Source organism: Azoarcus sp. CIB (assembly GCF_001190925.1).
GTDB lineage: Bacteria > Pseudomonadota > Gammaproteobacteria > Burkholderiales > Rhodocyclaceae > Aromatoleum.
This window is the reverse complement of record NZ_CP011072.1, coordinates 2305457-2330557: the sequence shown is the minus strand read 5'-3', so window position 1 is coordinate 2330557 and position 25101 is coordinate 2305457. Positions and strand designations below refer to the sequence as shown.

Sequence of the window (25101 nt, the reverse complement as noted above, 5' to 3'; positions counted from 1 at the left end):
CGATGGACGAGTTCGACGGCGCCATCGATCACTCGACACCGGTCTGGGCGGTATTCGGCGATCTGATGTCGGGCCTGCTGGGAGCCTTCGTGCTGATCCTCGTCGGCGTCCTCGGCGTACAGCTCGATCTGGTGACCAGCCTGGAAGCGGAAGTGCAGAAGCGCCGCATCGAGGAGCAGCGGCGCGAGGCGCTGGAAAAGGCCCTCGCCGTGCCGCTCGCCGCGGGGCGCGTCACCCTCAACGACGGCCGCATCGGCATCAGCGGCAGCGTGCTGTTCGCGCTCAATTCGGACGAGCTGCAGCCGGATGGCCGCCAGCTGCTGAAGAGCCTCGCGCCGCCGCTGGCCGCCTTTCTTTCCGTCAACGGCGAAATGCTGATGGTGAGCGGTTTCACGGACGACCGGCCGGTGCGCGACAGCAACCGGAAATTCGCCGACAACCTCGAACTTTCCGCGCAGCGGGCGCTGACCGTGACGCGGGCGCTGGTCGAAGAAGGCGTCCCGTCCTCGTCGGTGTTCGCCGCCGCCTTCGGCCAGGAGCAGCCGGTGGCGTCCAACGCCGACGCGGAAGGACGCTCGCGCAACCGGCGCGTCGAGATGGCGCCGGTTCCGAAGTCGGGCAAGGCGGGCGCGGGGGGCAATGGCTGACGCGGGCCCGACCGGCGCCGATACCGCGGCACGGATCGAAGCCCTGCGCGCGCAGAACGCCGAGCGCTGCGATCCGGTAGGTTTCCGCTTCATCGAGGCTCTCGCGCGCCGCGCGGCAGCCCGCGGCGACGCGGTCCGAGGCGTGCTCGAACGCCGGCTGGCGAAAGCCGTGTCCGACTGCCGCGAGCGTCTCGATGCCGCCGGGCGCACGGCGGGCGATGCGCTCGCCCACGGGATCACGCGCTTCCCCGAATCCGTCGACACCTTGCTGCAGTACCGGGAAGCCGGCGACCTCGCCGGCCTGCAGCGCCTGCTCGCGCGGCTGGCGGGGCAGGGCGGCCAATCTCCCCTGAGCGGCCTGCTCGCCCACATCGGCCGCCACGCGCCCGAGGGGGCGGCCGGCAGCTCCGGCTACGGCGACCACGGCGGCGGGGCAGCTTTCCCCGCGCAGCCGGAACTCAAGTCCCTGAGCTATTTCCGCAGCACCTGGTCCCGCCTCAGCCTCGACCGGCAGCTCTCTGACGCCTTCGCCCAGGCCCCCGAAAACGCCGGCCCGCTCAACTCGCATCACCTCGTGCTGCAGGCACTCGGGCAAATGCGCGACATCTCCCCCGAATACCTCAGGCAGTTCATGTCCTACGTCGACGCCCTGCTGTGGCTCGATCAGGCCGACAGCAGCCGCAATCCCGGACGCAACAGCACGCCACGCAAGAACGCCGTCCGCGGCGAACGCGAGAAGAAACGCAGGTAGTCCGGTCGAGGATTCGTGTCAGGTGACCTGTCACGGCCCGCCGGAATGCTAGTAATCTATTCAAATGGTTACGACTGCCCACGACGACCGCCTGCCCAGTTTTGTCGATCTGCTGCTCGACGCTGTCTTTCTCGTCGACGCTGGCGGACGCATCGTCCACGTCAGCGCCGCCTGCGAACGCATGCTCGGTTACACGCAGCAGGAATTGATCGGCCGGGAGCTTTTCGAGTTTCTCGTCCCCGAAGATCGGGTGCGGAGCGCCGAAGAGGCCGGTGAAGTCATCGCGGGACGCTCGCGGATCGGTTTCGAGAACCGCTATGTCCACAAGGACGGGAGTCACGTCCACCTCATGTGGTCGGCGCGCTGGTCCGAAAGGGATCGGCTGCGCATAGGCGTCGCGCGCGACGTCACCGAACTCAAGCACGCCGAGGCCATTCAGCGTGCCACCTACGCGATCTCGGAAGCGGCACACGAAGCCGAGGATCTCGACGTCCTGTTGCGCGAGATCCACCGCATCATCGCGAGCCTGGTGCCGGTGGCGGGCCTTGCCCTTGCGACCTGTGACCGGCGGACCAGGAAGCTCAGCTTCTCCTACCAGCGGGACTGCCACGGCAATCCGATGGCCCTGCACGAACCTGTCGCATGCGACTTCTGCGCCCAGGCGATCTGCGGCGGCCGTCCGCTGCACTTGCGCGGTGCAGCGCTGTCCGGTGACGCAGCGCCGTCCGGAGAAAACGGATCCTGGCTCGCCATGCCGCTGATCGCGCAGCACGAGACGATCGGTGCCCTGGTGCTGAAAAACGATCCGGGGATCCATTACTCGGACAAGGACAAGGAGCTACTGCATTTCGTCTCCGAGCAGGTCGCGATCGCCATCGACCGCGCCCAGCTCAAGGCCGACCTGCTGCGCGCGGCCCGCCATGACGAGCTGACCGGACTACCGAACCGGCGCCTGTTCAACGACCGCATTCAGTCGGTCGTCGCCCGATGCGTCCGCAATCAGTCCCGCATGGCGCTGCTGTACATCGACCTCGACGATTTCAAACAGGTCAATGACTCGCTGGGACACGCAAACGGCGATCTGCTGCTGCAGGAGGTTGCGCGCCGGCTGCAGCGATGCGTGCGCGCGACCGACACGGTGGCCCGCCTCGGCGGCGACGAATTCGTCGTGCTGCTCGAGGACGTGCACACGCCCGAGGATGCCCGCAACGTCGCGGACAAGATCCGCGAAGCCGTGAGTCACCCGATCGACCTCGACACGTGCGTCCTGCGCACACAGGCAAGCATCGGCATCGCGGTCTATCCCGAACACGGGCAGGAAGTCGAGCGGATCCTGCAGCACGCCGACGCCGCGATGTACGCGGACAAACGGAACAGATCCGTTCAGGCGATGTAATCGGGCGGGGGAAGGGCCGGGGGGCTGCGTCCCGGTCGGACACCGCAATCTCGGGCAACCGACCGCCCGCGCTGCCGGGCAACATGGCGGCTTCTGGCGGATTCGGGCTAGGATGGAACGTGCGTTCTTCTTCGAGGTGCCCCATGTCGATGAATGCCAATCGCCCCGAGCCGAAGCAAATCCGCCCCGCACAGGTCATCGCAGCCGTAGCCTCCGGGCTGCACGTCTTCGCCGACACCGCGCCCCTTTCGCTGCTGTATGCCGGAGGTTTCGCCGTGTTCGGCGTGGGGCTCATCACCCTGCTCGCCACTGTCGGACTGGCGCCGATGGCATTGCCGCTGGTGGGCGGTTTCCTGATCGTGGCGCCGGCCTTGCTGGCGGGCTTCTTCGCCATGTCGGCGGCGCGGCGCGACGGCCGCAAACCGACGTGGCGGGATGTCGGCGGGGGCTTCCTGCGATCGCCCCCCTCGCTCTGGGGCCTCGTGCTCGTCTGCCTGTTTCTCTTCGTGATCTGGATGACCGACGCCGGCATCCTCTACAGCTTCATGGTGGGGCGCAGCTACACCGGCTGGAAGATGCTGTTTCCCCTGTCGGCAGAGCTCCTGCGCTTCCACCTGGGGGCAATCGTTGCGGGCGGACTATTCGCGCTGATCGCGTTCAGCATCACCGCCTATGCCGTTCCCCTGCTCATCGAGCGGCGCGCCAGCCTGGTCGTCGCCGTCAGTGCGAGCGTTCGTGCGATCTTTCGCAGCCTACCGGCGAACCTGATATGGAGCCTCGTGCTCGGCAGCACGATCATCGTGTCGATCATCGTGCCGCTGCTACTGATGGTCACGCTGCCCGTCGCCGCTTTCGCGACCGAATGCCTATACCGGACGGTGTTTCCGGACGAGCCCGGTTGAGCCGGGTGGCGATCGGATCAACCCAGCGCCTGGTCGAAGTCTCCGCGGCGGATTGACGCCGCCTTGCGGTGCCCGCCGCGTCGCCGGATTCGTCGCGATTGCCCTGTCATGAGTTCTTAACCTGTGCGGATTACCGTGCGTGCACGCAAGCGGCATCGCGTAATCCCACAGAGGAACTCCCAATGAACGATCTGCAATTCCTGCGCCCCGATAGCGACGACGAATCCACCAATACCTCGGCTAATCCGAGCTTCGACACCATCCTGCAGGCGCGTCTGTCACGGCGCCAGCTCCTTGGCGGCGGCATGGGCGCCGCCACGCTGGCGATGGCCGGCGGCGTGTCGCCGGCCTTTGCGGCTGCGTCCGCACAGGGCGCTGCCGCTCCTGGCCGCAAGCTGCCGAAACTCGCCTTCAACCCCGTGGCGAAGAGCCTCGCCGACGCGGTGGCGGTGCCGGACGGCTATCGCTACACGGTCCTCTACCGCCTGGGCGACCCGATCGACGGCAGCGTGGGCGAATACCTGAACGACGGCACCGACCCGGCCGAGAGCTTCGCGCTGCGCGCCGGCGACCATCACGACGGCATGCACTACTTCGGCCTCGGCCCCAACGGCAAGCACCACAAGAACGAGTCCGACCGTGGCCTGCTGTGCCTGAACCACGAGGCGATCACCCCCGCCTTCCTGCATCCGAACGGCGCTACGGTGGTCGGTGGTGTGCGCACGGTGGCGGAAGAGGTACTGCGCGAGTTCTACGTGCACGGCGTGAGCGTGGTCGAGACCGCGCGCGCAGGCGGCGAATGGCGCTATCAGCGCGACTCGCACTTCAACCGCCGCGTTCACACCCTGACCGAAATGGAGCTGTCCGGCCCGGCCGGCAAGACCCCCTACATGGTCACGAAGTACTCGCAGGACGGCAGCCGCACGCGCGGCACCGTCAACAACTGTGCCAGCGGCAGCACGCCGTGGGGCACCTATCTCACGTGCGAGGAAAACTGGGCCGGGTATTTCCGCCGCATCACCGCGATCGACAACCCCAAGCGCAGCGCCAGGGAACTGGCGGCTCTCGCCCGCTACGGCGTGGCCGGCAACGGGCGCGAACTGTGGGCGACCGTCACCCCCGATACGCCGGACGACCTCTACGGCCGCTGGAACGCGATGAAACTCGGCAGCTCGACCGACGGCAGCGACGACTACCGCAACGCGCCCAACACCTACGGCTGGGTCGTCGAGATCGACCCGTTCGACCCGCACGCGACGCCGAAGAAGCGCACCGCGCTGGGCCGCTTCGCGCACGAAGGCGCGTGGCTCGGCCCCGTTCGCGTCGGCCACCCGCTGGTGTGGTACATGGGCTGCGACTCGCGCAACGAGTACATCTACAAGTACGTCTCGAATGCCGTGTGGCACCCGGACGACGCCAACGGCGGCATGGCGGCCGGCGACAAGTACCTCGACGACGGCAAGCTCTACGTCGCACGCTTCGATGCCGACGGCACCGGCCGCTGGGTCGAGCTGAGCTTCGGCGTCGGCAACGTGTCGCCTGCGAACCCCGCCTATGCGTTCGCCGACCAGGCCGACGTCATCGTGCATGCGCGCCTCGCGGCGGACGCAGCCGGCGCGACGAAGATGGACCGCCCCGAATGGGGCGCCGTGAATCCGCGCAACGGCGAGGTCTACATGGCCCTCACCAACACCAATGCCGCGAGCCGTCCGCTTTCCCGCCTCGACGCCGCCAACCCGCGCTTCTACAACGATCGCAAAACCACGGGCCAGGACCAGCGCGGCAACCCCAACGGCCACATCATCCGCTTCGCCGAAGCCGGCGGCGACGTTGCCGCAACCTCGTTCAAGTGGGACGTGTTCCTGTTCGGCGCGCGTGCGACCGCGGACGCGGCGAACGTGAACGTCTCGGGTCTGACCGATGCCAACGATTTCTCCAGCCCCGACGGTCTCTGGTTCAGCCAGGCGACCGGCGTGCTGTGGATCGAGACCGACGACGGCGCCTACGCCGACGTCACGAACTGCATGCTGCTCGCAGCGGTGCCGGGCGAGGTCGGCGACGGCGGTCCGCGGACCATCGTGAGCAGCGACGGCACGAGCACGCGCGCGGTCGATACCTACGTCGGCAAGCCGCCCGGCGAGGAAAACCTGCGGCGCTTCCTCGTCGGCCCGAAGGAGTGCGAGATCACCGGGGTCGCGGAAACGCCGGACGGCAAGGCGCTGTTCGTGAACATCCAGCATCCGGGCGAAGACACCCGTCCCGACTTCGCCACGGGCACCTTCGGCAGCCACTGGCCGGACGGCGGGCTGTCGCGTCCGCGCTCGGCGACCATCGTCATCACGCGCACGGACGGCGGCCGCATCGGCGTCTGAGGCTGGGTACATGCGGGCGTCGCCGACGCCCGCGCTACAAACGAAAAACGCGGCATCAAGCCGCGTTTTTCGTTGCACTGTCCGGCGCGTGCCGGACGACGCCTTTCGCTATGCGTTCGCCGGGCGGCCGTACATCCGCAGGATGTTCTGGAAGCTGCGATGACGTTCGTCCGGATCGTACTTGCTGAAGATCTTCTCCTGGCGCACGCGGTTGAACGGCGGCAGCGCGTCCAGAATCGCGCGGCGCTCGATCAGGATGTGCTCGCGCATGCGGTCGTTTACAAAGACGAAGCGGACGGGATCGTAGAGGCCGTCGTCGCGCTCGCGGTGGAAGCCCGGATCGGCCGGAAGGAAGTTTTCTTTGGTGTGGCTTTTCATGATCGTCGGTGGTTTGAATATGTCTGGTTTTGTTTTTTGGGGAATTGTACCCATCAAACGTTACGGACATATTTCCAGACGTGTTCCCCGGCAGCATATGCCGCCGGGCGATCATGGCATTCACGCAACATGCCCGCCGCCGCGGGCCGCGCGTCGCCCGCTCAGGCGGAGGGCGCCGCCGCGCGTGCGCGGGGTACGACGCGATAACACGGGTTGTAGGTCGTCCCGGGCAGTTTCATCCGCCCCTGCGCGACGAAGGAGGCGAGCAGCGCGTCCATTGGCCCCATGATCTCGGGATCGCCGTGGATCTCGAACGGACCGTGCTGCTCGATCTCGCGGATGCCCTCGTTCTTGACGTTGCCTGCAACCACGCCGGAGAACGCGCGCCGCAGATCGGCCGCGAGCAGGTGCTTCGGCTCGCCGCGGTGGAGCTTGAGCCGCCGCATGTTCGCGTGCGTCGGCCGGAAGGGCTGCTGGAACTCGTTTTCGATGCGCAGCAGCCAGTTGAAGTAATAGGCGTCGCGCTGTTCCTTGCGGAAGGCCCGCACCCTCATGATGCCGCCGTGGATCTCGCGCGCGACCGCGGCCGGGTCGTCGATGATGATGCGGTAACGGCTGCGCGCCTCGTCGCCGAGCGTCTCGCCGATGAAGCTGTCGATGCGGCGGAAGTAGTCCTCGGCGCTCTTAGGCCCGGTGAAAACCAGCGGGAAAGGCTGCGCGGCATTGGCCGGATGCAGCAGGATGCCCAGCACGTAGAGGATCTCCTCGGCGGTGCCGACGCCGCCGGGGAACACCACGAAGCCGTGGCCCGCGCGGACGAAGGCCTCCAGGCGCTTTTCGACGTCGGGCAGGATCACCAGGTCATTGACGATGGGATTGGGCGACTCGGCGGCGATGATCCCCGGCTCGGTGAAGCCCAGATAGCGCGGCTTGCCGATGCGCTGCTTGGCATGTCCGATCGCCGCGCCCTTCATCGGACCCTTCATCGCACCCGGGCCGCAGCCGGTGCAGATGTCCAGCCCGCGCAGACCCATCTCGTAGCCGACGCGCTTGGTGTAGTCGTACTCCGCGCGGCTGATCGAGTGCCCGCCCCAGCACACCGCGACGCTGGGCTGGATCACCGGCTGCACGATCCCGGCGTTGCGCAGGATGTGGAACACGGCATCGGTGATGCCTTCCGAGCTGCCGAGGTCGAATCGCCCAAGGGCCGCGCCGCCGGCCCCGCCGGTGTCGCCGTTCGCATACACCACGTCGCGCAGCACGGCGAACAGGTGTTCCTGGATGCCGCGGATCATTTGGCCGTCGACGAAGGCGCTCGCCGGCGCGTTGCGGATGTCCAGCTTGATGCCGCGCGAGCGCTGGATGATCTCGATGTCGAAGTCGGGGTAGCGCGCGAGGAGCTCCTTGCCGTCGTCGAGCGGGTTGCCGCAATTGAGCACCGCGAGGGCGCAATTGCGGAAGGTGTCCTTCAGTCCGCCCTGGCCCTGGCTGGAGAGGCGGGCGGCTTCGGTGCGCGACAACACCTCCATGCGCCCGGTGGGCGAAACCTGGGCGTCGACGACGGGGAATCTTGCTGAATGGTGGCTCATGGGACTCAATCTCGTGCTCGGGGTTGGCCGGCCGCGCGGGACGCGCTTCCCGCACGCCGAACCGGAAGCGCGCATGTTATGCGTAATGGCCGGTGAGTGGGGCGGGGAATGTGGCGGGAAATGGGGCGGGGGAGTGCACGCCGGCAAGGCCGGCTGCGGTTCCGTAGTCCTTCCGCTTCAGCGGCGGATGTCGAGGTGCACGACCAGGTTCGCCTCGTGCGCGCGCCAGCGCAACGGGATCGCGAAGGGCACGCCCGTGGCGCGTGCGGCGGCCGGCGGCATCGTGCGCAGGCGGGCGGAAGGCGGCGAGATCGTCAGTTCTTCGCCGAAATGGCGTCGTGCGCGGCCCGACATCATGTTGGCGATCTCGCCGACGACGTCGAGGCAGCGATCCTCCGAATGCTCGCGTTCGCCGATCGCCTGCAGCACCTGCGACAGCATGCCGTGCGCTGCCGAGAAGGTGATGCTTCCGCGGAAACCCCCGGACACGTCGATCACCCCGTTGAAATCGCCCCACAGCGGCGAAGCCGTGCCGTCGAGCAGGTAGGCGGTGCGCACGACGGCCGGTTCGTGCGTCATGTTGAGGAAGAAGGCCGAGATCGCTTCGGAAAAGACTTCGATGTCTTCGTGGTTCAACGCGCGGTAATTCAACTCATCAGCTCCAGCAGGGCGGCAACCAGTTGTTCTTCGGAAAAGGGCTTGTGCAGGAAGCCGTGGGCGCCCTTGCTGATGGCGCGCAGCGCCGTGGCCTTGTCGCTCAGGGCCGATACCACCATGATGCGGGCGCCCGGCAGTACCTCGGCGAGCCGTTCGATGCAGGCCTCGCCGTCCATGTTGGGCATGGTCAGGTCCATCGTGATGAAGTCGGGCTTCCTCGACATCGCGATGGCCAGCGCCTGTTCGCCGTCGCCGGCAAGGCCGACCAGGTCGATCGCCGGCAGCCGCTCGTCGAGCATCTGGCGTGCGATCAGGTTGCGGATGACCATCGAGTCGTCGACGATCAGAAGTCTTGCCTTCATGCGGGACTCCATTGCAGGGTGAAGCGCGTATAGGCGCGCGGGGCGGACGCGAGCCTCAAGCGGGCGCCGGTCTCGCGCGCCAGCGCCCCGACGACGTCGAGGCCCATGCCGCGGCCGGCGTGCTCGCTGACCGCGGCGGCGGTGGATACGCCCGGTTCGAAGAGCGTCGCGACCACGTCGCGGTCGCTCATCGCGGCGACCTGTTCGGCGGGCCGGTGTCCGTCTTCCGTCAGTCGGCGGCGCAGGGCGTGCACGTCGATGCCGCGGCCGTCGTCGGCGACGGTGAGTTCGAGGCCGCCGTCGGCCGAACGTGCCAGTTCGATGCGCAGGCGGCCTTCCTCGTGCTTGCCCGCGTGTCGCCGTTCCGCCGCAGCTTCGATGCCATGCACGACCGCGTTGCGGACCAGTTGGGGCAGCCCTTCGCGCAGCAGGCGGTGCACCGGCTCGGGAATCGCGCCGACGTGGGGGAGCGAGGTTTCCACGCGCAGCTTCTTGTCGAGGTCGGCGGCCACCGCCAGCGCGAGCCGCTGGATCCGCTGCAACGACTGGAGGACGCCGTCCTCGCCGGGCGGCATCTCACTGCCCTGCGGGCCGGCGTCGGCAGCAGGCGGCGCGAAGGCCGTCAGGCGCGAGATCACGGCGTCGATTTTCGCCAGCTCCTGCAGCATGCGGCCGATCCCGGTGGCCACCGGGATGAGGTCGTCCCCTGTCAGCGTCCGGCGCTGGCGCAGTGCGCCCAGTTCGTCTTCGAAGCGATGGGCCTGTGCAGCGACCGCGCCGATCGCGAGCGCCGCCGCTTCGCCCTTGATCGAGTGCACCTCGCGGAACACCTTCGTCACCGTCGCCAGGTAGGCACGCGCGTCCGGCGTGACGTCGCGCAGGGCGGCGTTCAGGCCGTCGAGTTTCGCCCGGGCGTCGACGAGGAAGCGGCGCACGTCCGCCGGATCCTTGTCGAGCACGTCGAGCAACAGGGCGACCTCGCTGCGGGCACGTTCTTCGGCATCCGCGAGTTCGCGTTCGAGCCTGACCTCCTGGCTCACGTCGGCCACCGCGACCAGCATCCCCGTAATGCCGGTCCGCGCGCCGCCGCGCACGGGCTGGAAGCTGAAGCTGAGATATTTCGGGCGCGACCCGCCGGGTTGCGCGAGCTGCACCCGCTGCAGCGGATTGAGGTCGGCCAGCAGCGCGGGCTTCACACGTTCGTTAAGCAGCAGCCCGATGTACTGCCGGGCGGAATCCATCGTGTCCGGCGTCACGAGGGCGGTCAGCGTGACGAGGAAGTTGTCGCCCGGCGCGAGCGGACGGGGGAACACCCTGGCGAGGTGTTCCGAGCGCTGCGTGCCGATCGTGCCGTTGCGGTCGATCAGGAACAGGCCTTCGCGCACCGTGCGCAGGATGTCCGTCGTCTCGCGCCGCGCCTGCTCGGCTTCGCTGTCGCTCCGGTTCAGGCGGCGCGCGACGTGCACCACGATGAAGACGAACATCAGCAGTGCGACGGCGATCGCACCGGACTGCAGCACCCGCATAGCGCGCGCACGATCCCCCGCCAGGCGTTCCTGTTCGCGCGTCAGGTCGTCGGCGAGCTGCAACAGGCGCACGTTGCGCGTGTTGCTCAGCGTGACCGCAGCCTCGATTGCGGAGCGGTCCGGCGTGGCGGAGGCGAGCAGGGTGATCGCCGCATCCCGCAGGGGCTGCCACTGCCGATCGAGCTTGTCCGCAAGTTCGAGCGCGGGGCCGTCCTGCGAGGCCGCCGCGAACGCCTGCACCTCGGCGAGCGCCAGGTCGAAGGCCTGGTAGGCCTCCGAGATCTGCGCCTGGCTCGTCTGTAACGGTTCGTCCGCCGCCGATTCATGCGCTAGAGTGAGCACTGCCTTGGCAATCTGCTGCGAGTAACCGCGCAGCTTGCCGCCCTCGTTGATGCTCTTTGCGTCGCGCTCGACGTTCTGCAGCTGTATGAAGTTGAGCGTATAGACACCGACGCTCACGACGAAGAAGGCGGCGACGGTATACACGAGCACGCGGTATTTGCCGCGAAATAAGGTGTGCAGCAGGGGCATCCGGGGCGACCGAGGAGTGGGACAGAGGCCGCGGAGGCTACCGCTCCGTTGTTACATTTTTGCGTCAGCGTTGCGGACGGTGCGGGAATGCTAGGTTTGGAAAGAAATTCATCCGGAGCGTGAAAGATTTTATGGCCGGACGCCCGTGTTTATGGTTGATGCATTCCGCAGTATCCCGGTAATATCCACTTACAAGTTCCACAGTCGATGCGGCAGTTTGCCGCTGTCATCGACATACGGCGAAAAATCCGATGTCCGCAAATCCGTCCTGGAAGCAGTTTACCGTCGAGCGTCTGGCACGAGAAATCGGCGTCTTGGGCGAAATCATCGTCGATGATGTCCTGTTCGATCTCGGATTCGAGGACGGCGAGCTGCCACCCCGTCAGCTTATGACCTTCCTTGCCCGGCTGCAGCGCGAGCTCCCCGAAACCCTCGATCGCGAAGCGATCATCCAGGAATTGGTCGCCGGACTCCTCTCAACTCCAAACTCCTGACCGCCATGACCATCCGAAACAAGCTGATCCTCGGTTTCTCCGTGCTGCTCGCGTTCATCCTCGTGCAGGGTGCTGCCAGCTTCTTCTACGGTTCGCGCACGCAGGGCCTCGTGGACACGGCCGTGAACCGGAACTTCATCGCGGCGACGGAGGTCACCGATCTCCTCGCCTCGGCGCAGCAGCTGCGGCGCCAGGAAAAGGAATACCTGATCTACGTCGGCAACGTCGATGGCCGCAACGCCGTGCTCAAGGACTGGAATGCCACGCACGCGCGCATCCTCGGTCAGCTCGAAGCGATGGTCGCCAACAGCAAAGGCATCTACCTGCCCGCCGACAGCTCCGCGTTCACGCAATGGAAGGGCGCGCTGGACGACTACCAGAAGGAATTCGCCCGCATCGTCGAAGGCTTCAGCTACGACGTTTCGATGCTCGACGAAGGCGAAACGGGAGGCGGTTCGCGGGCCTACAACAAGGCAGTGCGTGCCAACGAGGAGCTGCGTCCGGTGGTCGATCGCTTCAACGCCGTCCTGATCGAGGGCGCAACGAAGTTGGCGCGCGCGCGCGCCGAAGAATCGGCTCAGGCCTATCAGCGCATCCGCAGCAACTTCGAGGTGGTCGACTATGTGAACATCGGCTTTGCCGTGGCCGGCCTGCTGCTCGCCGGTGCGCTGCTGGCGACCATCCCCGCGTCGATTACCCGGCCGCTCGACTCGCTGATCGAATCGGCCGACAAGATGAGTCTGGGTGACCTTGGCAAGAAGTTCGAGGCCGGCGGCGTCAAGGACTTCGAGCGGCTTGCCGCATCGCTCGAACGCATGCGCGTGACGATGGAAGCCATGATCGTCCGACTCAAGGCGCGTTCCCGCTGAGAACCGACGCCCCACCGCACAACTCCGTTTTATCCGGTAATTCTTGAGACAAGGAACTCCCATGCGTATCGCTCTCCGCCCGCTGCTCCTCGCCCTGACCCTGGGAACCGCCCTGGCGCTGCCTGCTCACGCGCAGCAGTCGGCTTCAGGCGCCGTCGCGACCAAGGCGGCCGCACGTACCGCCGCCGCCAAGCCCGCTGCGGACGATCTCGTCGCCGGGGATTACGTGATCGACGTGGCTCACTCGCACGTCTATTTCTTCATTTCGCACCTCGGCGTGAGCCGCTTCATGGGGCGCTTCGACGACATCAAGGGTACCTTCGTGATCGGGCAGAAGCCGACCGAGAGCGCCGTCAGCGCGACGGTGACGGTGTCCAGCGTCAATACCAAGCACCAGAAGCTCGAAGATCACCTTAAGAGCCCCGATTTCTTCGATGTTGCCCAGTTCCCGACCATGACCTTCGAGTCGACGCGCGTGCGCTGGAACGCCCGCGGCGAAGGCGTTCTGTCGGGCAACCTGACGATCCGTGGCGTCACCAAGCCGGTCGATTTCGACCTGAAGCTGACGGGTGCGGGGAAGGGGCCGCGCGGCGACACGCGTGCCGGATTCGAAAGCACCACCACGGTCAAGCGTAGCGACTTCGGCATGACCTATGGCCTACCGCGTGTCGTCGGCGATACGGTCGAGATCGCGCTGTCGATCGAAGGCATCCGCCAGTAAGCATCCGCCGCCAGTGCGGCCCCGAAAGGCCGCACTGTTTGGATTCGGCACCACGTTCGGCCCTGCCATCCGGCAGGGCCGAAGTTTTTTCTGCGGGCTACGGCCGTGGCCCCGCGGATGTAATACTCAGTACTGGCTATTCAACTCTTCGGCGACGAGCTGTTTGAGCTGCTCGTAGCCGAAGCTGGGCATCGGACGACCATTGACGAAGAATTCCGGCGTCTTCGTCACGTTGAGCGCCCGCGCGTCGGCCAGATCCTGCCTGACGATCGCGTCGATTGCCGGGTTGGCCATGTCTGCTTTCAGTTTTGCAATGTCCAGGCCGATGCCGTTGATGAAGTTCCACACCATGTCGGGCTGCGGGTTGTGGTGCGAGGCCCAGTTCGGCTGCGCCGCGAACAGCGCTTCGAGCGTTTCCCAAAACTTGCCCTGGAGCTTCGCCGCGGCCAGCAGCTTCACGACCTGCTCCGAGCCGTCGTGGAACGGCGCGTAGCGCACGCTGACGCGAATGCGCCCGGGCGAGGCGGCCATCAGCTGCTTCACGTACGGGTAGAAATCGCGGCAGGTCTCGCAGGCCGGATCGAGGAATTCGACGATGTGCACGCGCGCTTCGGCTTCGCCCAGGGTCGGCGAATGTTCGCGCACGAGGACGGAGCGGTTCTGTTCGGCGACCTCGTCGCGGCGGGCGCCCTTGTCCGAATCATGGACGAGCGTCGCGGTGGCGAATACCCCGACCATCAGCGCGACGGCGATTCCGAAAATGTACTTCTGGTTCATCTGGACATCCTGTGGTGGGCAAAAAGGAGCAATCCGGCGATCAGCGTGAAGGCGAACAGCGACAGCATCGGAATGGTCAGGAAACCGAACCATTCGATCTGGATCTCCTTGCACGAGACGCCGCGCGAGCACGGCTGGATGCGCTCGGGAATCACGCCCGCGACGAGCAGCACGTGGAAAACCGCGACCAGCCACCCGGCTAGCGTCAGCGGCAGCGCGTAGCGGATCACGCTGCGATCGAGGGGAAACATTCCTGCGGGCAGGATCAGCACGAGCGGGAACATCGCGATCCGCTGCCACCAGCACAGCACGCAGGGCGGCAGTTCCATGACTTCGCCGAGGAAGAGTGCGCCGAGCAGGGACGAGGCAGCGATGAGCCACGCCCCGAACAGCGGCGTCCAGCCGGCCGGGGAGGCTGCGACGGGTTCAGCTTTCATACGAGATCAGGACGACGTCAGCGGCCTGTTCGCGCAGCGGGATCAGGGCCTGATAGACGGGCGAGTTGAACCAGCCGTTGAGCGAATCGATGTCGGGAAAGCGCAGCACCACGGTGTCCGTGTGCGCATGCTCGCCGCCCAGCACGGTTACGCGCTTGCCGCGCAACACCAGTTCTCCGCCCCAGCCCTCCAGCGTGCCGGGCACGCGGGAGCGGTATTGGTCCCATTTGGCGGGATCCTTGATCGTGATGTGGCCGATGACGTAGGCCGGGGCTTTCTGTCTCATCAGGTGTCCTGGAAGCGGGAGAACGAGGGGCCGCCGCGCGGCAGTGCTTCGCCGGATCGGAATCTTCCGGCGGAAAGGCGCGGATTATATCCGAGTCATAAGGGCGCCTTTGGTTCCGTTTCCACCGCGTGCGTGACCGGGCAGCCGGGCGCTGCACGATGCCTTGCGCCAGGCGCGCTTATGGTGAAACTGCGCGGTTGGGTGTCGGCTTCATAGTGGATCTTGTTATATTGAAATAAGGTTTTATGCGTTGTCACGCATCCGACCATCGGCTATCGTCAAGGCCTCTCCTGTTTATCGCCCGCTATCGGATTCCGCATGAAAAAACTGACCAGCCTGTTGCTCGCAGCCGGACTCGCGTTCGCAAGCGGAGCATTTGCCCAGTCCAATCTGCTCAACGTCTCCTACGACGTGGCGCGCGATGTCTACAAGGATTTCAATCCCCTGTTCCAGAAGCACTGGAAGGAGAAAACCGGCGAAACCGTCGAGTTGCGCCAGTCGCACGGCGGTTCGTCCAAGCAGGCGCGCGCGGTGGCGGACGGCCTCGAGGCCGACGTCGTGACGATGAACCAGGCCACCGACGTCGATTTCCTCGCCGAGAAGGGCCTCGTCGCGAAGGATTATCCGAAGAAATTCCCCGACAACGCCTCGCCCTACACCTCGACGATGGTGTTCATCGTGCGCAAGGGCAACCCGAAGGCGATCAAGGACTGGAACGACATCGCCAAGCCGGGCATCCAGCTCATCATCCCGCATCCGAAGAACACCGGTAACGGCCGTTATTCGTATCTCGCCGCTTGGGGGTACGCGCTGAAGCAGCCCGGCGGCAGCGACAAGAGCGCGCAGGACTTCGTCGGCCAGTTGCTCAAGAACGCGCCGCTGTTCGGCTCGGGCGGCCGGGATGCGACGACCACCTTCATGCAGCGCAAGATGGGCGACGTGCTGGTCACTTTCGAGTCCGAGGCCGAGCTGATCGCGAAGGAGTTCGGGCGCGGTGAGTTCGAGGTGGTCTACCCCAGCCTGTCCATCCTCGCCGAATTCCCGGTCGCGATCGTCGACAAGGTCGTCGACAAGAAGGGCACGCGCAAGGTCGCGCAGGCCTACCTCGAATATCTGTGGTCGAAGGAAGGGCAGGAGAACGCCGCGGCGAACTACCTGCGCCCGCGTGATGCCGAAGTGCTGAAGAAGCATGCGGCGCAGTTCCCGCCGATCAAGACCTTTACCGTAGATGAGGTGTTCGGCGGTTGGAGCAAGGCAGCATCCGCGCACTTCAAGGACGGCGGCAGCTTCGACCAGATCTACGTTCAGAAGTAAAATTCCGGGCTTTTCGCGCGAAGCGGCCCCTCGCGGGCCGCTTCGCATTTCGATTTCCACGACAGACGGTTCTCCTTTCGACATGTTTCCCGCTCCCGCCAAACGGGATGGCGTCTTGCCCGGCTTCCGCCTGGGGCTGGGCTATACGCTGACCTACCTGACCCTGCTGGTGCTGATCCCGCTCGGCGGCATGATCCTCATGACCGGCAAGCTGACGTGGGCCGCTTTCTGGGACATCGCGACCACGGAGCGTGCGCTGGCCTCGTACCGGGTCACCTTCGGCGCATCGCTCTTCGCGGCGATCGTGAATGCCGTGTTCGGGCTGATCGTCGCATGGGTGCTGGTGCGCTACCCGTTTCCCGGCAAGCGCTTCGTCGATGCGCTCGTCGATCTGCCCTTCGCGCTGCCGACCGCAGTGGCCGGCATCACGCTCGCCACGCTGTACGCGGAGAACGGCTGGGTCGGACAGTTCCTCGCCAAGTTCGGCATCAAGGTCGCCTTCACGCCGCTGGGCATCGTCGTCGCGCTGATCTTCGTGACGCTGCCCTTCGTCGTCCGTACGCTGCAACCCGTGATCGAGGACATCGAGGCGGAGGTCGAGGAGGCCGCCGCTTCACTCGGCGCGACGCGCTGGCAGACTTTCGTGCGGGTGCTGCTGCCGGGCATCTTCCCGGCCTGGCTCACGGGCTTCACGCTCGCGTTCTCGCGCGCGATCGGCGAGTTCGGTTCGGTGATCTTCATCGCCGGCAACATGCCGCTGATCTCCGAGATCACGCCCTTGCTGATCATCTCCAAGCTCGAGCAGTACGACCTGATCGGCGCGACGGCGCTTGCGGTCGTGATGCTGGTGATCTCGTTCGCGATGCTGCTGGTGATCAACCTGCTGCAGTGGTGGGCGGCCAACCGTCACGCGAAGGGCAGCGATGCCGAACCGGCCGAGGCGCTCGCGCCTGGCGCGCTGGTGGAGGCGCGGCCATGACTGTACGCCGTGCCACCGCGGAGCCGCGCTGGGTCCGCCTGCTGCTCACGGGCGTCGCCCTCGGCTTCCTGTTCCTGTTCCTCGTCCTGCCGCTGATCGCGGTGTTCTGGGAAGCCTTCGCGCACGGCGCGCAGGCCTACTGGGAGGCGCTGAAGGATTCCGAGGCGCGGTCGGCGATGCTGCTGACGCTGACCATCGCCGCGTTCGTGCTGCCCTTCAACATCGCCTTCGGCGTCGCTGCCGCGTGGGCGATCGCGAAGTTCGAGTTCCGCGGCAAGAGCCTGCTCACGACCCTGATCGACTTGCCGTTCGCGGTGTCGCCGGTCGTCGCCGGCCTGATCTTCATCATCCTGTTCGGCGCGCAAGGCTTCTTCGGCTCCTGGCTCGTCGCGAACGACATCAAGATCATCTTCGCGCTGCCGGGCATGGTGCTCGCGACGCTGTTCGTGACCTTCCCCTTCGTCGCGCGCGAACTGATCCCGTTGATGCAGGCGCAGGGGCGCGACGAGGAAGAGGCAGCGATCTCGCTCGGCGCCTCGGGCTGGCAGATGTTCTGGCGCGTGACGGTGCCGAACATCAAATGGGGCCTGATGTACGGCGTGATCCTCGCGAATGCGCGCGCGATGGGCGAGTTCGGTGCCGTCAGCGTCGTCTCCGGCCACATCCGCGGCGAGACCAACACGCTGCCGCTGCACGTCGAGATCCTCTACAACGAATACAACCAGATCGGCGCTTTCGCCGCGGCGACCGTGCTCGCCTTCCTCGGCCTCGTGACGCTGGTCGCGAAGACCATTGTCGAGTGGCGCATGCGCAAGGAAACCGAAATGCTGACCGCCGATCTGCCGCCCGAGAAAACCGAACTGCCCCCGACCGTGGCCACGGAACGCCCATGAGCATCGAAATCCGCAACATCAGCAAGCGCTTCGGCAACTTCGTCGCGCTCGACGACCTTTCCCTCGACATCCCGACCGGCGAACTGGTCGCGCTGCTGGGGCCCTCGGGCTGCGGCAAGACGACGCTGCTGCGCATCATCGCGGGGATGGAGACGCCGGATTCCGGCTCGGTGCTGTTCGGCGGCGAGGAGGCGACGCACGTGCATGCGCGCGAGCGCCAGGTCGGCTTCGTGTTCCAGCACTACGCGCTGTTCCGCCACATGTCGGTGTTCGAGAACGTCGCCTTCGGGCTGCGCGTACGCCCGCGCAAGGATCGCCCGAGCGAGGCCGAGATCCGCGAGCGCGTGATGGGCCTGCTCAAGCTGGTGCAGCTGGACTGGCTCGCGCAACGCTACCCGTCACAGCTCTCCGGCGGCCAGCGCCAGCGCATCGCGCTCGCCCGTGCGCTGGCGGTCGAACCCAAGGTGCTGCTGCTCGACGAGCCCTTCGGCGCGCTCGACACCAAGGTGCGCAAGGAGCTGCGCCGCTGGCTGCGCCGCCTGCACGACGAGATGCACATCTCCTCGGTGTTCGTGACGCACGACCAGGAAGAGGCGCTGGAAGTCGCAGACCGCGTCGTCGTGATGAACCGCGGTCACATCGAGCAGATCGGTTCGCCCGACGAGGTCTACTCCAGCCCCGCGTCGCCCTTCGTTTACCAGTTCCTCGGCAACGTGAACGTGTTCCACAGCCGCCTGCATGGCAGTTGGGCGGAAGTCGAGCGGGAAGGGGATGCGCGTACGGCGGGGTCGATCGCCTTCGTGCGCCCGCACGACATCGAGCTCGACGTGGCGCCTCTGGCCGGCGGCATGACGGCGGGCGTGCGCCATGTGCATCGCATCGGGCCGCTGGTGCGCGTCGAACTCGAGCATGACGGCGAGACGATCGAAGTCGAGCTGACGCGCGAGCGCGCGGCGAGCCTCGATCTGCCGGTCGGCAAGACGGTGTGGATCAAGCCGCGGCAGGCGAAGGTGTTTGCCGCCGAGGCGGCGGCACCCGCCGGAAAGCAGCCCTTCCTGTTCTGATCGCCGCGCAGGGGAGGGTTGGGGTGGGGATGGGTGGACGCCAACGCGCCGGGAAGCAACCCATCCCCATCCTGTCCTTCCCCTTGAAGGGGAAGGAACCTGCTCATTGGCGCCTGGTACTCACGAAGACAAGCTCAGGGCGAACGCTTGTATTCGATTTGCGGCCTTAATAGCTTGTCGCCCCCTGAGCGATGGCGACGATATATACCGCGTACAGCGCGAGCAGCACGACGCCCCGTCGCCGGCTGATGAAGCCGTTGCGGGGCGGCCATATGACGCCGAGGGCGATCAGGCCGCAGACGAGCGCGACGGCGACCTCGCGCCAGTCGGCATGGATCGGGTGAATGATCGCCGCGACCGCGACGATGAGCAGTCCGTTGAAGATGTTGCTGCCTAGAATCGTGCCCAGGCTCACTTCATCGTGGCCGCGCAGTTTGGCGATGACGGTGGTCGCGAGTTCCGGCGTGGACGTGCCGATGGCGACCAGTGTCGCCCCGATGATGAATTCGTCGATGCCATAGGTGGCCGCGATGCCTTTCGCGGCGACCACGATGAAATTCCCCGCCAGGACCAGGAATCCCAGGCCGACGACGCCGAATGCGAGCGCCGCCCCGACACGCGGGGTGCCCAGCACCGCCTCGGCCGCGCTGCGCTGGCGTCGCGCTTCCACCACGGCCGCAGTCAGCCAGGCGGCAAAGAGCGCCAGCAGCAGCACGCCGTCGACCCGAGACAGTACGCCGTCGAGAAATAGCACGCCGGTGATCACGGGGACGAGCAGCGCGACGGGAAAGTCGCGCTTGATGCTGTCGCGGGGACTCTGGATGCCGGCGATCACCAGCGCCAGCGCGAGTACCAGCGCGACGTTCACGACGTTGCTACCCAGTGCGTCGCCGAGCGCGATCTCGGGTGTTCCGTCGAGCGCCGAGTTCACCGACACCGACAGTTCCGGGCTGGACGTGGCAAACGCCGCCACGGTCGCACCGATGATGCCGGGCGAGATGCGCGCCCAGTGCGCGAGGCCCACGGCTCCGCGGACGAAAAGCTCTCCGCCGATGCCCGCGGCAACGACGCCCGCGAGCAGGCCCAGATAGTCGTTCATCGAATCGGTGCCCAGGTCATGGGCACCAAGATAGCGGAATCGGCTGCTAATCGGCGAGATCGAACTGGGGATTCCACACCACTTCCCACAGGTGGCCGTCCGGATCGGCGAAATAGCCGGCGTAACCGCCCCAGAAGGTATCGCCGGCCGGCTTGACGATGCGCGCGCCGGCCTGCCGGGCCTGCTCCATGACAGCATCGACATCCTGCTTCGACGCAACGTTGTGCCCCAGTGAGCACTCCGTCGAGGAGGGTGTGCCGCGTGCCAATCCCGTATCGTGCGCGAGACTGTTCCGTGGCCAGAGCGCCAGCTTGAGGCCGTGCTGGAGGTCGAAGAACGCGACGGCACCGTGTTCGAACTCGGCACCGATGATGCCTTGCGTCGGAAGGCCGAGCCCGTCGCGGTAGAAGTGCACGGCGCGTTCGAGGTCGTCCACTGCGAGGGTCAGGACTGTGAGTCTGGGTTTCATTGTTCCCTCCTGCTGTTTTCGCGGCGCGACCGGGCGGAGGATCAGCGTGTGGCGCCCTTGTCGCGGATCAGTTCGGCGACGTGCTTGCCTTCCGCGGTGTCGAGCCTGCTCGCGAGCGCGAGTGCGCTTTCGCCTTTGCGGGTGCTTGTAAGGACGTCCGCCCCGTGTTCGACCAGCAGCCGGGCGATGTCCGCGACTCCGCCCGACAGCGACAGCAGGAGTGGCGTGTTGCCCAGCGGATCGCGCACGTTGACCTGCGCGCCGCGGATGATGAGCGCCTCGGCAATGCTGCGGTAGCCCTCGGTCGGTTTGCCGCAGGCGACGAGGAGGGGGGTGAGGCCCAGGCGGTCGCGCGCGTTCACGTCCGCGCCGGCGTTCACTAGGATGCTGGCGATCACGGTGAAGCCGCTCTTCAGCGCGAAGAGCAGCGGCGGCGTGCCGTCGACGTCGATGCCGTGGATGCTGAATCGGGCACGCACGAAGAGATCGACGAGTTCACGATTGCCGGCGCGCAACGCGGCGAGGAATGCCTCGCGGTCGACCGTGATGCCGCGGTCCGCGAGTTCGCGGACCGCATGTTCGCGCCGCTCGGCCTGGCGGAAGGTCTCCAGTTCGCGAAATTCGCGCAGCGTGATGATGTCCGCCAGTACCAGGGGTGGGAAACCCTGCCGGCCGCCGCGCTTGTCGATGAGGAGATCGCTGAAGTAGTCGTGGATCTCGGGCGTGTCCCACAGGAACTCGATGCGCGTGAGGATGCGGTCGAATTTTTCTTCGAGATGGATCGGATACTTGTCGCCAAGGCACTCGAAGAGAGGGTGCTTCATCGATGTGATTCCAGTCGTCGGGCGAACGCCGGAACGGCGCACCCGTTATTTCGTAAACGATTCCTATTCTTGCATGATCGAGCTCGTTTTGGGGACTCGGCTGGGGCGGGCGGGAAATGGCCCCAATGTGGAACAGCCACCGCCAGCGACACGTCAATGCGCGTGTCGGTGATGAATATCGGGGAAATGCGGGTGCTTGTGGCTCATGGCCGTGTGACGGTGCCAATGTTCATGCGGTTCGCTGCTTTTCCACTCGAAATCGTGGTCATGCTGGTGGTGTTCGTCATGCACATGACGATGGCTGTGCTCGAGTGGTTCGTGCGCGTGTTCGTGTTCGTGGTGTTCCGTCAGGTGCAGCCACACCCCGCAGCCCATCAGGCCGGCCGCCAACCAGAACGCCGGATAAGTCGATTCACCGAGAAAGACCAGCGCCACCGCGGCGCCAATGAATGGCGCAGTGGAAAAGTAGGCCCCCGTCCGCGCGGTGCCGAGCCCCCGCAGGGCCAGCACAAACATTACGAGGCTGACGCCATAACCAAGGAGCCCGACGCCCATCGTCGCAAACCCGATGGCCGCGTCCGGCACCGCGGCCCCAAGCGACAGCGCCAGCGAAGTGTTCACCGCGCCGGCAATCATCCCTTTGCTTCCCGCAATGAACAAGGCATCCGAAGCCGAGACCTTGCGGGTCAGATTGTTGTCGATCGCCCAGCACAGGCAGGCACCCGCAATCGCGAGGGGGCCAATCCAACCGGTCATGCCTCCATCTCCAGTCGGCCACGACAGTACGACGCCTCCTGCAACGATGGCGAGCATGCCCAGCACAATGCGGCGGTCGGCGTTTTCCGTGAACACGACCCAGGCGATAACCGCGGTGAGCACTGCTTCCAGATTCAGCAGCAGGGAAGCGGCCGAACCGCTCGTCGAGGTCAGACCAAACAGCAGGGCCACCGGACCAAGCACGCCGCCAAAGAGGATGGCACCCAAGAGCCAGGGCCATTCCGAGGAGGCAAGGCCGGAGGGCTTCCAGCCCCTATCCCGGACGAGGCGGATAAGCAGGAGGCCGGTTCCGCTGCCCAAATAAAGCAGGCCCGCAAGCAAGATGGGCGGAAACTCGCCGACCAGCAACTTGGCGAATGGCGTGCTTGCGCCGAACAGGGCTGCAGCCAGCAGCGCATAGACGACGGCGCTATGCATCGTTTCGATAACCGGTAGATCTCATCGGCAGACTTATGCCCCTTACAGTTTCGGCGGCCAGCCACGCGCCTCATTTCACAGGATCAAGGTCTTCACGATCAAGCCTAGCACCGCGCACGCCGCAATGACGTGAATGACGTTGCGCTTGTAGCGGAACAGGGCCACCGCTGCGCCGGCGGCGATCAGTGCCGACACCCAATCGAATCGCCCGCCTAGTCCGTCCGGCCAGAGGACGTGGTAGGCGAAGAACACGGCCAGGTTCAGGATCACACCAACTACCGCCGCCGTGATCGCAGTCAGCGGCGCGGTGAATCGGAGATTCCCGTGCGTCGACTCGACGAACGGTCCCCCGGCGAGAATGAAAATGAAGGACGGCAGGAAGGTGAACCAGGTCACCAGCGCGGCTGCGACGGCGCCGGCGACAAACAGCATGTCGGGGCCGAACAGCGCCTGCACATACGCCCCGACGAAGCCGACGAAGGCAACCACCATGATCAGCGGTCCCGGGTTGGCCTCACCGAGCGCCAGCCCGTCGATCATCTGTGTGGGGGTGAGCCAGCCGTAATGCCCGACCGCGCCCTGATAGATGTACGGCAATACCGCATAGGCGCCGCCGAAGGTCAGCAACGCGGCCTTCGTGAAGAACCAGCCCATCTGCGTCAGGGTGTGCTCCCAGCCGTAAAGGCCGAGGAGAAGTGCCATTGGAATCGACCACAGCACGACCCCCGCCGCGGCAACGCGCAGCAGACCGGACCAGCGGAACAGCGCGTGCTCGGGCGTCGGTGTATCGTCATCGATCAGCGCCGGGCCATAGGACTTATCGGCCGCGCGATGCCCGCCGCCGACCTTGAATTTGTCCGGGGCGACGCGCCCCCCGACGTAACCGGTCAGCGCGGCCACTGCGACGATGGCCGGAAACGGCACGTTCATCGCGAAGATCGCGACAAACGCCGCGGCGGCAATCGCCCACATCAGCCCGTTCCTGAGTGCCCGCGAGCCGATGCGATGCACGGCCTGCACGACGACCGCCGTGACGGCAGGCTTGATGCCGTAAAACAGCCCGGCCACGAGCGGCATGTCGCCGAATGCAATGTAGATCCACGACAGCGCGATCAGGAAGAACAGCGACGGCAACACGAACAGGACGCCCGCGGCGATGCCGCCCCAGGTCCGGTGCATGAGCCAGCCCATGTAGGTCGCGAGCTGCTGTGCCTCCGGACCGGGAAGCAGCATGCAGTAGTTGAGTGCATGCAGAAAGCGCCGCTCGCTGATCCAGCGGCGTTCTTCGACCAATTCGCGGTGCATGATCGCGATCTGTCCGGCGGGTCCGCCGAAGCCGATGAAGCCGAGTTTCAACCAGAGGCGAAAGGCTTGCCAGAAGGTAACGGGGAAGTCGGCGCGCGCCGCATTTTCTGTCGAGGGGGGGGCGTTGGCGTTCATTTGGGACGAAGGTCCTTTTCGAAGGCGGCCAGCAGACCGTCGAACACGCCGCTCGCTGCGGCCACAAGCTGATCGTCATCGGTAATTGCCTCGCGCAGGCCGGCGAGCACACACTCGACGCCGCTTGCCTCCGGCGGCTGCACGCCGCCGACATCGAGATAGTGCACAAGCGCGCCCAGCCGCTGGAGTGCGGCCTGCTCGAGGCGGAAACTCGACAACAGCACTTCGAATGTGACGCGAGCACCGATATGGCTGAACGTCGCTCCGTCGAAGTCGAAGCCGAGCGCGGCGTGCGGGCAATCGGCGGGCGATGCCAGCCACAGCAGACGGGCTTGCGGATCAACGAAGCGTCGGATCAGCCACGCACAGGCCAGCCGATCGACCCAGGGGCGACGGCGGGTGGCCCACGTTCGGCCCTGATAGTCGGCGACTTGCAGGCGACGAATGGCCCCTGCAACCGCGTGCGGTTCACCGGGGGCGAGCGCCCGGGCGACGGTCAGTTCGAGATCCTCCAGTGCGGCGTCGGCCTGCTGCCGCGCCGCACCGGGGAAGAAGTCGATTTCGGCCAGATTGGCGAACGACTTGCGCAGTTTGCGGGCTTGCTTGAGCGCATCGGGCGCGGTCTCGCCTGTAAGCGCGGTGCGCACATTGGCCGCGTCCGCGAGGAGCGTCGCGTAATCCTCGCTTCGGTCAAACAACGTGGCAAAAGACGCATTGTCCGGCTCCTGCGCGCGCAGCACGTAGGCCGTGCCGCTCTCGGCACGGACATCGGTAGCGACCCGCTCGAGCGTGGCGTGACAAGCGTCTCGATCGGGCATCAGGTAGACGCCGTCGCGCAATACCGCTGCGCCGGAACCCTTGAGCGCACGCCATGCCCGCATCCGGGCGCTGGCGTTCTCCGTCGCAAGGCTGATGACAAGGAAAAGCCAATGAGTCATGCAACGTACTCTACAATAAAGTAGCGCACGTTGCAGATTTGCAAATCTGCGAGCTTCGGCTACCCCCATCCCCCGAATGGAGAGGGGGAGCGCTGGACTTACAGCACGCGCTCGATCTGCCCGTAGTCTCCACTGGTCTTCAGCGTCACGGTGACCTCGGCACCCGAGCGGTTACGCCAGTACCAGCCGTGC

26 protein-coding genes are annotated in these 25101 nt (G+C 66.0%); 12 read left to right on the top strand and 14 right to left on the bottom strand.

Annotated features, from left to right (window positions below):
* The first annotated feature begins 2 nt into the window (after positions 1-2).
* The 5 genes from AzCIB_RS10340 to AzCIB_RS10320 all read left to right on the top strand — a co-directional run bounded on the left by AzCIB_RS10340 (position 3) and on the right by AzCIB_RS10320 (position 6068).
* Positions 3-647 carry an OmpA family protein gene (locus AzCIB_RS10340; RefSeq protein WP_050415821.1) on the top strand — a complete coding sequence of 215 codons (645 nt, stop codon included), beginning with the start codon at positions 3-5 and terminating at the stop codon, positions 645-647.
* Positions 640-1398 carry a DUF2894 domain-containing protein gene (locus AzCIB_RS10335; protein WP_050415820.1) on the top strand — a complete coding sequence of 253 codons (759 nt, stop codon included), beginning with the start codon at positions 640-642 and terminating at the stop codon, positions 1396-1398. Before AzCIB_RS10340 ends, AzCIB_RS10335 begins: the two co-directional genes overlap by 8 nt.
* Positions 1399-1462: 64 nt before the next feature.
* Positions 1463-2794 (top strand): GGDEF domain-containing protein, encoded by a 1332-nt coding sequence (locus AzCIB_RS10330; RefSeq protein WP_050415819.1) that lies wholly within the window; start codon positions 1463-1465, stop codon positions 2792-2794.
* A 149-nt stretch (positions 2795-2943) separates the two neighbouring features.
* Entirely contained in the window at positions 2944-3696 is a 753-nt protein-coding gene (locus AzCIB_RS10325) for a DUF2189 domain-containing protein (protein WP_050418328.1), read from the top strand.
* Positions 3697-3878: 182 nt separating this feature from the next.
* Entirely contained in the window at positions 3879-6068 is a 2190-nt protein-coding gene (locus AzCIB_RS10320) for a PhoX family protein (RefSeq protein ID WP_050415818.1), read from the top strand.
* Between the two features lie 108 nt (positions 6069-6176).
* On the opposite strand, the gene AzCIB_RS10315 is transcribed toward AzCIB_RS10320, so the two are convergent.
* From AzCIB_RS10315 to AzCIB_RS10295, 5 genes are all read right to left on the bottom strand, one after another.
* Complete coding sequence (locus tag AzCIB_RS10315; RefSeq protein WP_050415817.1) at positions 6177-6446, bottom strand: hypothetical protein; 270 nt, start codon at positions 6444-6446, stop codon at positions 6177-6179.
* Positions 6447-6607: 161 nt separating this feature from the next.
* Complete coding sequence (ppnN, locus tag AzCIB_RS10310; RefSeq protein WP_050415816.1) at positions 6608-8035, bottom strand: nucleotide 5'-monophosphate nucleosidase PpnN; 1428 nt, start codon at positions 8033-8035, stop codon at positions 6608-6610.
* Positions 8036-8212: 177 nt separating this feature from the next.
* Positions 8213-8686, bottom strand: a complete 474-nt coding sequence (locus AzCIB_RS10305; protein ID WP_050415815.1) for a chemotaxis protein CheX — start codon at positions 8684-8686, stop codon at positions 8213-8215.
* Positions 8683-9054, bottom strand: coding sequence for a response regulator transcription factor (locus AzCIB_RS10300; RefSeq protein WP_050415814.1), 372 nt, complete (start codon positions 9052-9054; stop codon positions 8683-8685). The genes AzCIB_RS10305 and AzCIB_RS10300 overlap by 4 nt, the downstream gene beginning before the upstream one ends.
* Positions 9051-11111, bottom strand: a complete 2061-nt coding sequence (locus AzCIB_RS10295) for an ATP-binding protein (protein ID WP_050415813.1) — start codon at positions 11109-11111, stop codon at positions 9051-9053. Before AzCIB_RS10295 ends, AzCIB_RS10300 begins: the two co-directional genes overlap by 4 nt.
* Positions 11112-11362: 251 nt before the next feature.
* On the opposite strand from AzCIB_RS10295, the gene AzCIB_RS10290 reads away from it, so the two are divergent.
* The 3 genes from AzCIB_RS10290 (at position 11363) to AzCIB_RS10280 (ending at position 13195) form a co-directional block, all read left to right on the top strand.
* Entirely contained in the window at positions 11363-11605 is a 243-nt protein-coding gene (locus AzCIB_RS10290) for a DUF8082 domain-containing protein (RefSeq protein WP_050415812.1), read from the top strand.
* Positions 11606-11610: 5 nt separating this feature from the next.
* Positions 11611-12474, top strand: a complete 864-nt coding sequence (locus tag AzCIB_RS10285; protein WP_050415811.1) for an MCP four helix bundle domain-containing protein — start codon at positions 11611-11613, stop codon at positions 12472-12474.
* 61 nt (positions 12475-12535) lie between these two features.
* Complete coding sequence (locus AzCIB_RS10280; RefSeq protein ID WP_050415810.1) at positions 12536-13195, top strand: YceI family protein; 660 nt, start codon at positions 12536-12538, stop codon at positions 13193-13195.
* A gap of 126 nt (positions 13196-13321) precedes the next feature.
* On the opposite strand, the gene AzCIB_RS10275 is transcribed toward AzCIB_RS10280, so the two are convergent.
* From AzCIB_RS10275 to AzCIB_RS10265, 3 genes are read right to left on the bottom strand one after another with little or no spacing between them, the layout of a single operon-like run.
* Positions 13322-13972 carry a DsbA family protein gene (locus AzCIB_RS10275; RefSeq protein ID WP_050415809.1) on the bottom strand — a complete coding sequence of 217 codons (651 nt, stop codon included), beginning with the start codon at positions 13970-13972 and terminating at the stop codon, positions 13322-13324.
* Positions 13969-14409 carry a disulfide bond formation protein B gene (locus tag AzCIB_RS10270; RefSeq protein ID WP_050415808.1) on the bottom strand — a complete coding sequence of 147 codons (441 nt, stop codon included), beginning with the start codon at positions 14407-14409 and terminating at the stop codon, positions 13969-13971. Before AzCIB_RS10270 ends, AzCIB_RS10275 begins: the two co-directional genes overlap by 4 nt.
* Positions 14399-14695, bottom strand: a complete 297-nt coding sequence (locus AzCIB_RS10265; protein WP_018989945.1) for a DUF1330 domain-containing protein — start codon at positions 14693-14695, stop codon at positions 14399-14401. The genes AzCIB_RS10270 and AzCIB_RS10265 overlap by 11 nt, the downstream gene beginning before the upstream one ends.
* 318 nt (positions 14696-15013) lie before the next feature.
* Here AzCIB_RS10265 and AzCIB_RS10260 point away from each other — a divergent pair, with 318 nt between their 5' ends.
* The 4 genes from AzCIB_RS10260 to AzCIB_RS10245 all read left to right on the top strand — a co-directional run bounded on the left by AzCIB_RS10260 (position 15014) and on the right by AzCIB_RS10245 (position 18945).
* Positions 15014-16009: a sulfate ABC transporter substrate-binding protein gene (locus AzCIB_RS10260; RefSeq protein WP_050415807.1), complete on the top strand. Its 996-nt coding sequence runs from the start codon at positions 15014-15016 to the stop codon at positions 16007-16009.
* A gap of 82 nt (positions 16010-16091) precedes the next feature.
* Positions 16092-16988, top strand: a complete 897-nt coding sequence (cysT, locus tag AzCIB_RS10255; protein ID WP_050415806.1) for a sulfate ABC transporter permease subunit CysT — start codon at positions 16092-16094, stop codon at positions 16986-16988.
* Complete coding sequence (gene cysW / locus AzCIB_RS10250; RefSeq protein ID WP_050415805.1) at positions 16985-17881, top strand: sulfate ABC transporter permease subunit CysW; 897 nt, start codon at positions 16985-16987, stop codon at positions 17879-17881. Before cysT ends, cysW begins: the two co-directional genes overlap by 4 nt.
* On the top strand, positions 17878-18945 hold the full coding sequence (locus AzCIB_RS10245; protein ID WP_050415804.1) for a sulfate/molybdate ABC transporter ATP-binding protein: 1068 nt from the start codon (positions 17878-17880) through the stop codon (positions 18943-18945). Before cysW ends, AzCIB_RS10245 begins: the two co-directional genes overlap by 4 nt.
* 166 nt (positions 18946-19111) lie before the next feature.
* Here the strand turns inward: AzCIB_RS10245 and AzCIB_RS10240 are convergent, their stop codons facing one another.
* The 6 genes from AzCIB_RS10240 to AzCIB_RS10215 all read right to left on the bottom strand — a co-directional run bounded on the left by AzCIB_RS10240 (position 19112) and on the right by AzCIB_RS10215 (position 24909).
* The gene (locus AzCIB_RS10240) at positions 19112-20044 is read right to left on the bottom strand and encodes a calcium/sodium antiporter (RefSeq protein ID WP_050415803.1); all 933 of its coding nucleotides are present in this window, start codon (positions 20042-20044) and stop codon (positions 19112-19114) included.
* Between the two features lie 46 nt (positions 20045-20090).
* Complete coding sequence (locus tag AzCIB_RS10235; RefSeq protein WP_050415802.1) at positions 20091-20513, bottom strand: VOC family protein; 423 nt, start codon at positions 20511-20513, stop codon at positions 20091-20093.
* A 41-nt stretch (positions 20514-20554) separates the two neighbouring features.
* Complete coding sequence (locus AzCIB_RS10230) at positions 20555-21337, bottom strand: ankyrin repeat domain-containing protein (RefSeq protein WP_050415801.1); 783 nt, start codon at positions 21335-21337, stop codon at positions 20555-20557.
* A gap of 153 nt (positions 21338-21490) precedes the next feature.
* A complete protein-coding gene (locus AzCIB_RS10225) occupies positions 21491-22531 on the bottom strand; it encodes a DMT family transporter (protein WP_050415800.1) in 1041 nt (346 codons plus the stop codon).
* 75 nt (positions 22532-22606) lie between these two features.
* The gene (chrA, locus tag AzCIB_RS10220) at positions 22607-23971 is read right to left on the bottom strand and encodes a chromate efflux transporter (protein ID WP_050415799.1); all 1365 of its coding nucleotides are present in this window, start codon (positions 23969-23971) and stop codon (positions 22607-22609) included.
* Entirely contained in the window at positions 23968-24909 is a 942-nt protein-coding gene (locus tag AzCIB_RS10215; protein ID WP_050415798.1) for a chromate resistance protein ChrB domain-containing protein, read from the bottom strand. Before AzCIB_RS10215 ends, chrA begins: the two co-directional genes overlap by 4 nt.
* Between the last annotated feature and the right edge of the window lie 192 nt (positions 24910-25101).

Bases quoted from the DNA above. Each gene is read 5' to 3' on its own strand.
- AzCIB_RS10340 (WP_050415821.1), top strand. From the start codon at position 3: ATGGACGAGTTCGACGGCGCCATCGATCACTCGACACCGGTCTGGGCG.
- AzCIB_RS10335 (WP_050415820.1), top strand. From the start codon at position 640: ATGGCTGACGCGGGCCCGACCGGCGCCGATACCGCGGCACGGATCGAA.
- AzCIB_RS10330 (WP_050415819.1), top strand. From the start codon at position 1,463: ATGGTTACGACTGCCCACGACGACCGCCTGCCCAGTTTTGTCGATCTG.
- AzCIB_RS10325 (WP_050418328.1), top strand. From the start codon at position 2,944: ATGAATGCCAATCGCCCCGAGCCGAAGCAAATCCGCCCCGCACAGGTC.
- AzCIB_RS10320 (WP_050415818.1), top strand. From the start codon at position 3,879: ATGAACGATCTGCAATTCCTGCGCCCCGATAGCGACGACGAATCCACC.
- AzCIB_RS10315 (WP_050415817.1), bottom strand. From the start codon at position 6,446: ATGAAAAGCCACACCAAAGAAAACTTCCTTCCGGCCGATCCGGGCTTC.
- ppnN (WP_050415816.1), bottom strand. From the start codon at position 8,035: ATGAGCCACCATTCAGCAAGATTCCCCGTCGTCGACGCCCAGGTTTCG.
- AzCIB_RS10300 (WP_050415814.1), bottom strand. From the start codon at position 9,054: ATGAAGGCAAGACTTCTGATCGTCGACGACTCGATGGTCATCCGCAAC.
- AzCIB_RS10295 (WP_050415813.1), bottom strand. From the start codon at position 11,111: ATGCCCCTGCTGCACACCTTATTTCGCGGCAAATACCGCGTGCTCGTG.
- AzCIB_RS10290 (WP_050415812.1), top strand. From the start codon at position 11,363: ATGTCCGCAAATCCGTCCTGGAAGCAGTTTACCGTCGAGCGTCTGGCA.
- AzCIB_RS10285 (WP_050415811.1), top strand. From the start codon at position 11,611: ATGACCATCCGAAACAAGCTGATCCTCGGTTTCTCCGTGCTGCTCGCG.
- AzCIB_RS10280 (WP_050415810.1), top strand. From the start codon at position 12,536: ATGCGTATCGCTCTCCGCCCGCTGCTCCTCGCCCTGACCCTGGGAACC.
- AzCIB_RS10275 (WP_050415809.1), bottom strand. From the start codon at position 13,972: ATGAACCAGAAGTACATTTTCGGAATCGCCGTCGCGCTGATGGTCGGG.
- AzCIB_RS10270 (WP_050415808.1), bottom strand. From the start codon at position 14,409: ATGAAAGCTGAACCCGTCGCAGCCTCCCCGGCCGGCTGGACGCCGCTG.
- AzCIB_RS10265 (WP_018989945.1), bottom strand. From the start codon at position 14,695: ATGAGACAGAAAGCCCCGGCCTACGTCATCGGCCACATCACGATCAAG.
- AzCIB_RS10260 (WP_050415807.1), top strand. From the start codon at position 15,014: ATGAAAAAACTGACCAGCCTGTTGCTCGCAGCCGGACTCGCGTTCGCA.
- cysT (WP_050415806.1), top strand. From the start codon at position 16,092: ATGTTTCCCGCTCCCGCCAAACGGGATGGCGTCTTGCCCGGCTTCCGC.
- cysW (WP_050415805.1), top strand. From the start codon at position 16,985: ATGACTGTACGCCGTGCCACCGCGGAGCCGCGCTGGGTCCGCCTGCTG.
- AzCIB_RS10245 (WP_050415804.1), top strand. From the start codon at position 17,878: ATGAGCATCGAAATCCGCAACATCAGCAAGCGCTTCGGCAACTTCGTC.
- AzCIB_RS10240 (WP_050415803.1), bottom strand. From the start codon at position 20,044: ATGAACGACTATCTGGGCCTGCTCGCGGGCGTCGTTGCCGCGGGCATC.
- AzCIB_RS10235 (WP_050415802.1), bottom strand. From the start codon at position 20,513: ATGAAACCCAGACTCACAGTCCTGACCCTCGCAGTGGACGACCTCGAA.
- AzCIB_RS10230 (WP_050415801.1), bottom strand. From the start codon at position 21,337: ATGAAGCACCCTCTCTTCGAGTGCCTTGGCGACAAGTATCCGATCCAT.
- AzCIB_RS10225 (WP_050415800.1), bottom strand. From the start codon at position 22,531: ATGCATAGCGCCGTCGTCTATGCGCTGCTGGCTGCAGCCCTGTTCGGC.
- chrA (WP_050415799.1), bottom strand. From the start codon at position 23,971: ATGAACGCCAACGCCCCCCCCTCGACAGAAAATGCGGCGCGCGCCGAC.
- AzCIB_RS10215 (WP_050415798.1), bottom strand. From the start codon at position 24,909: ATGACTCATTGGCTTTTCCTTGTCATCAGCCTTGCGACGGAGAACGCC.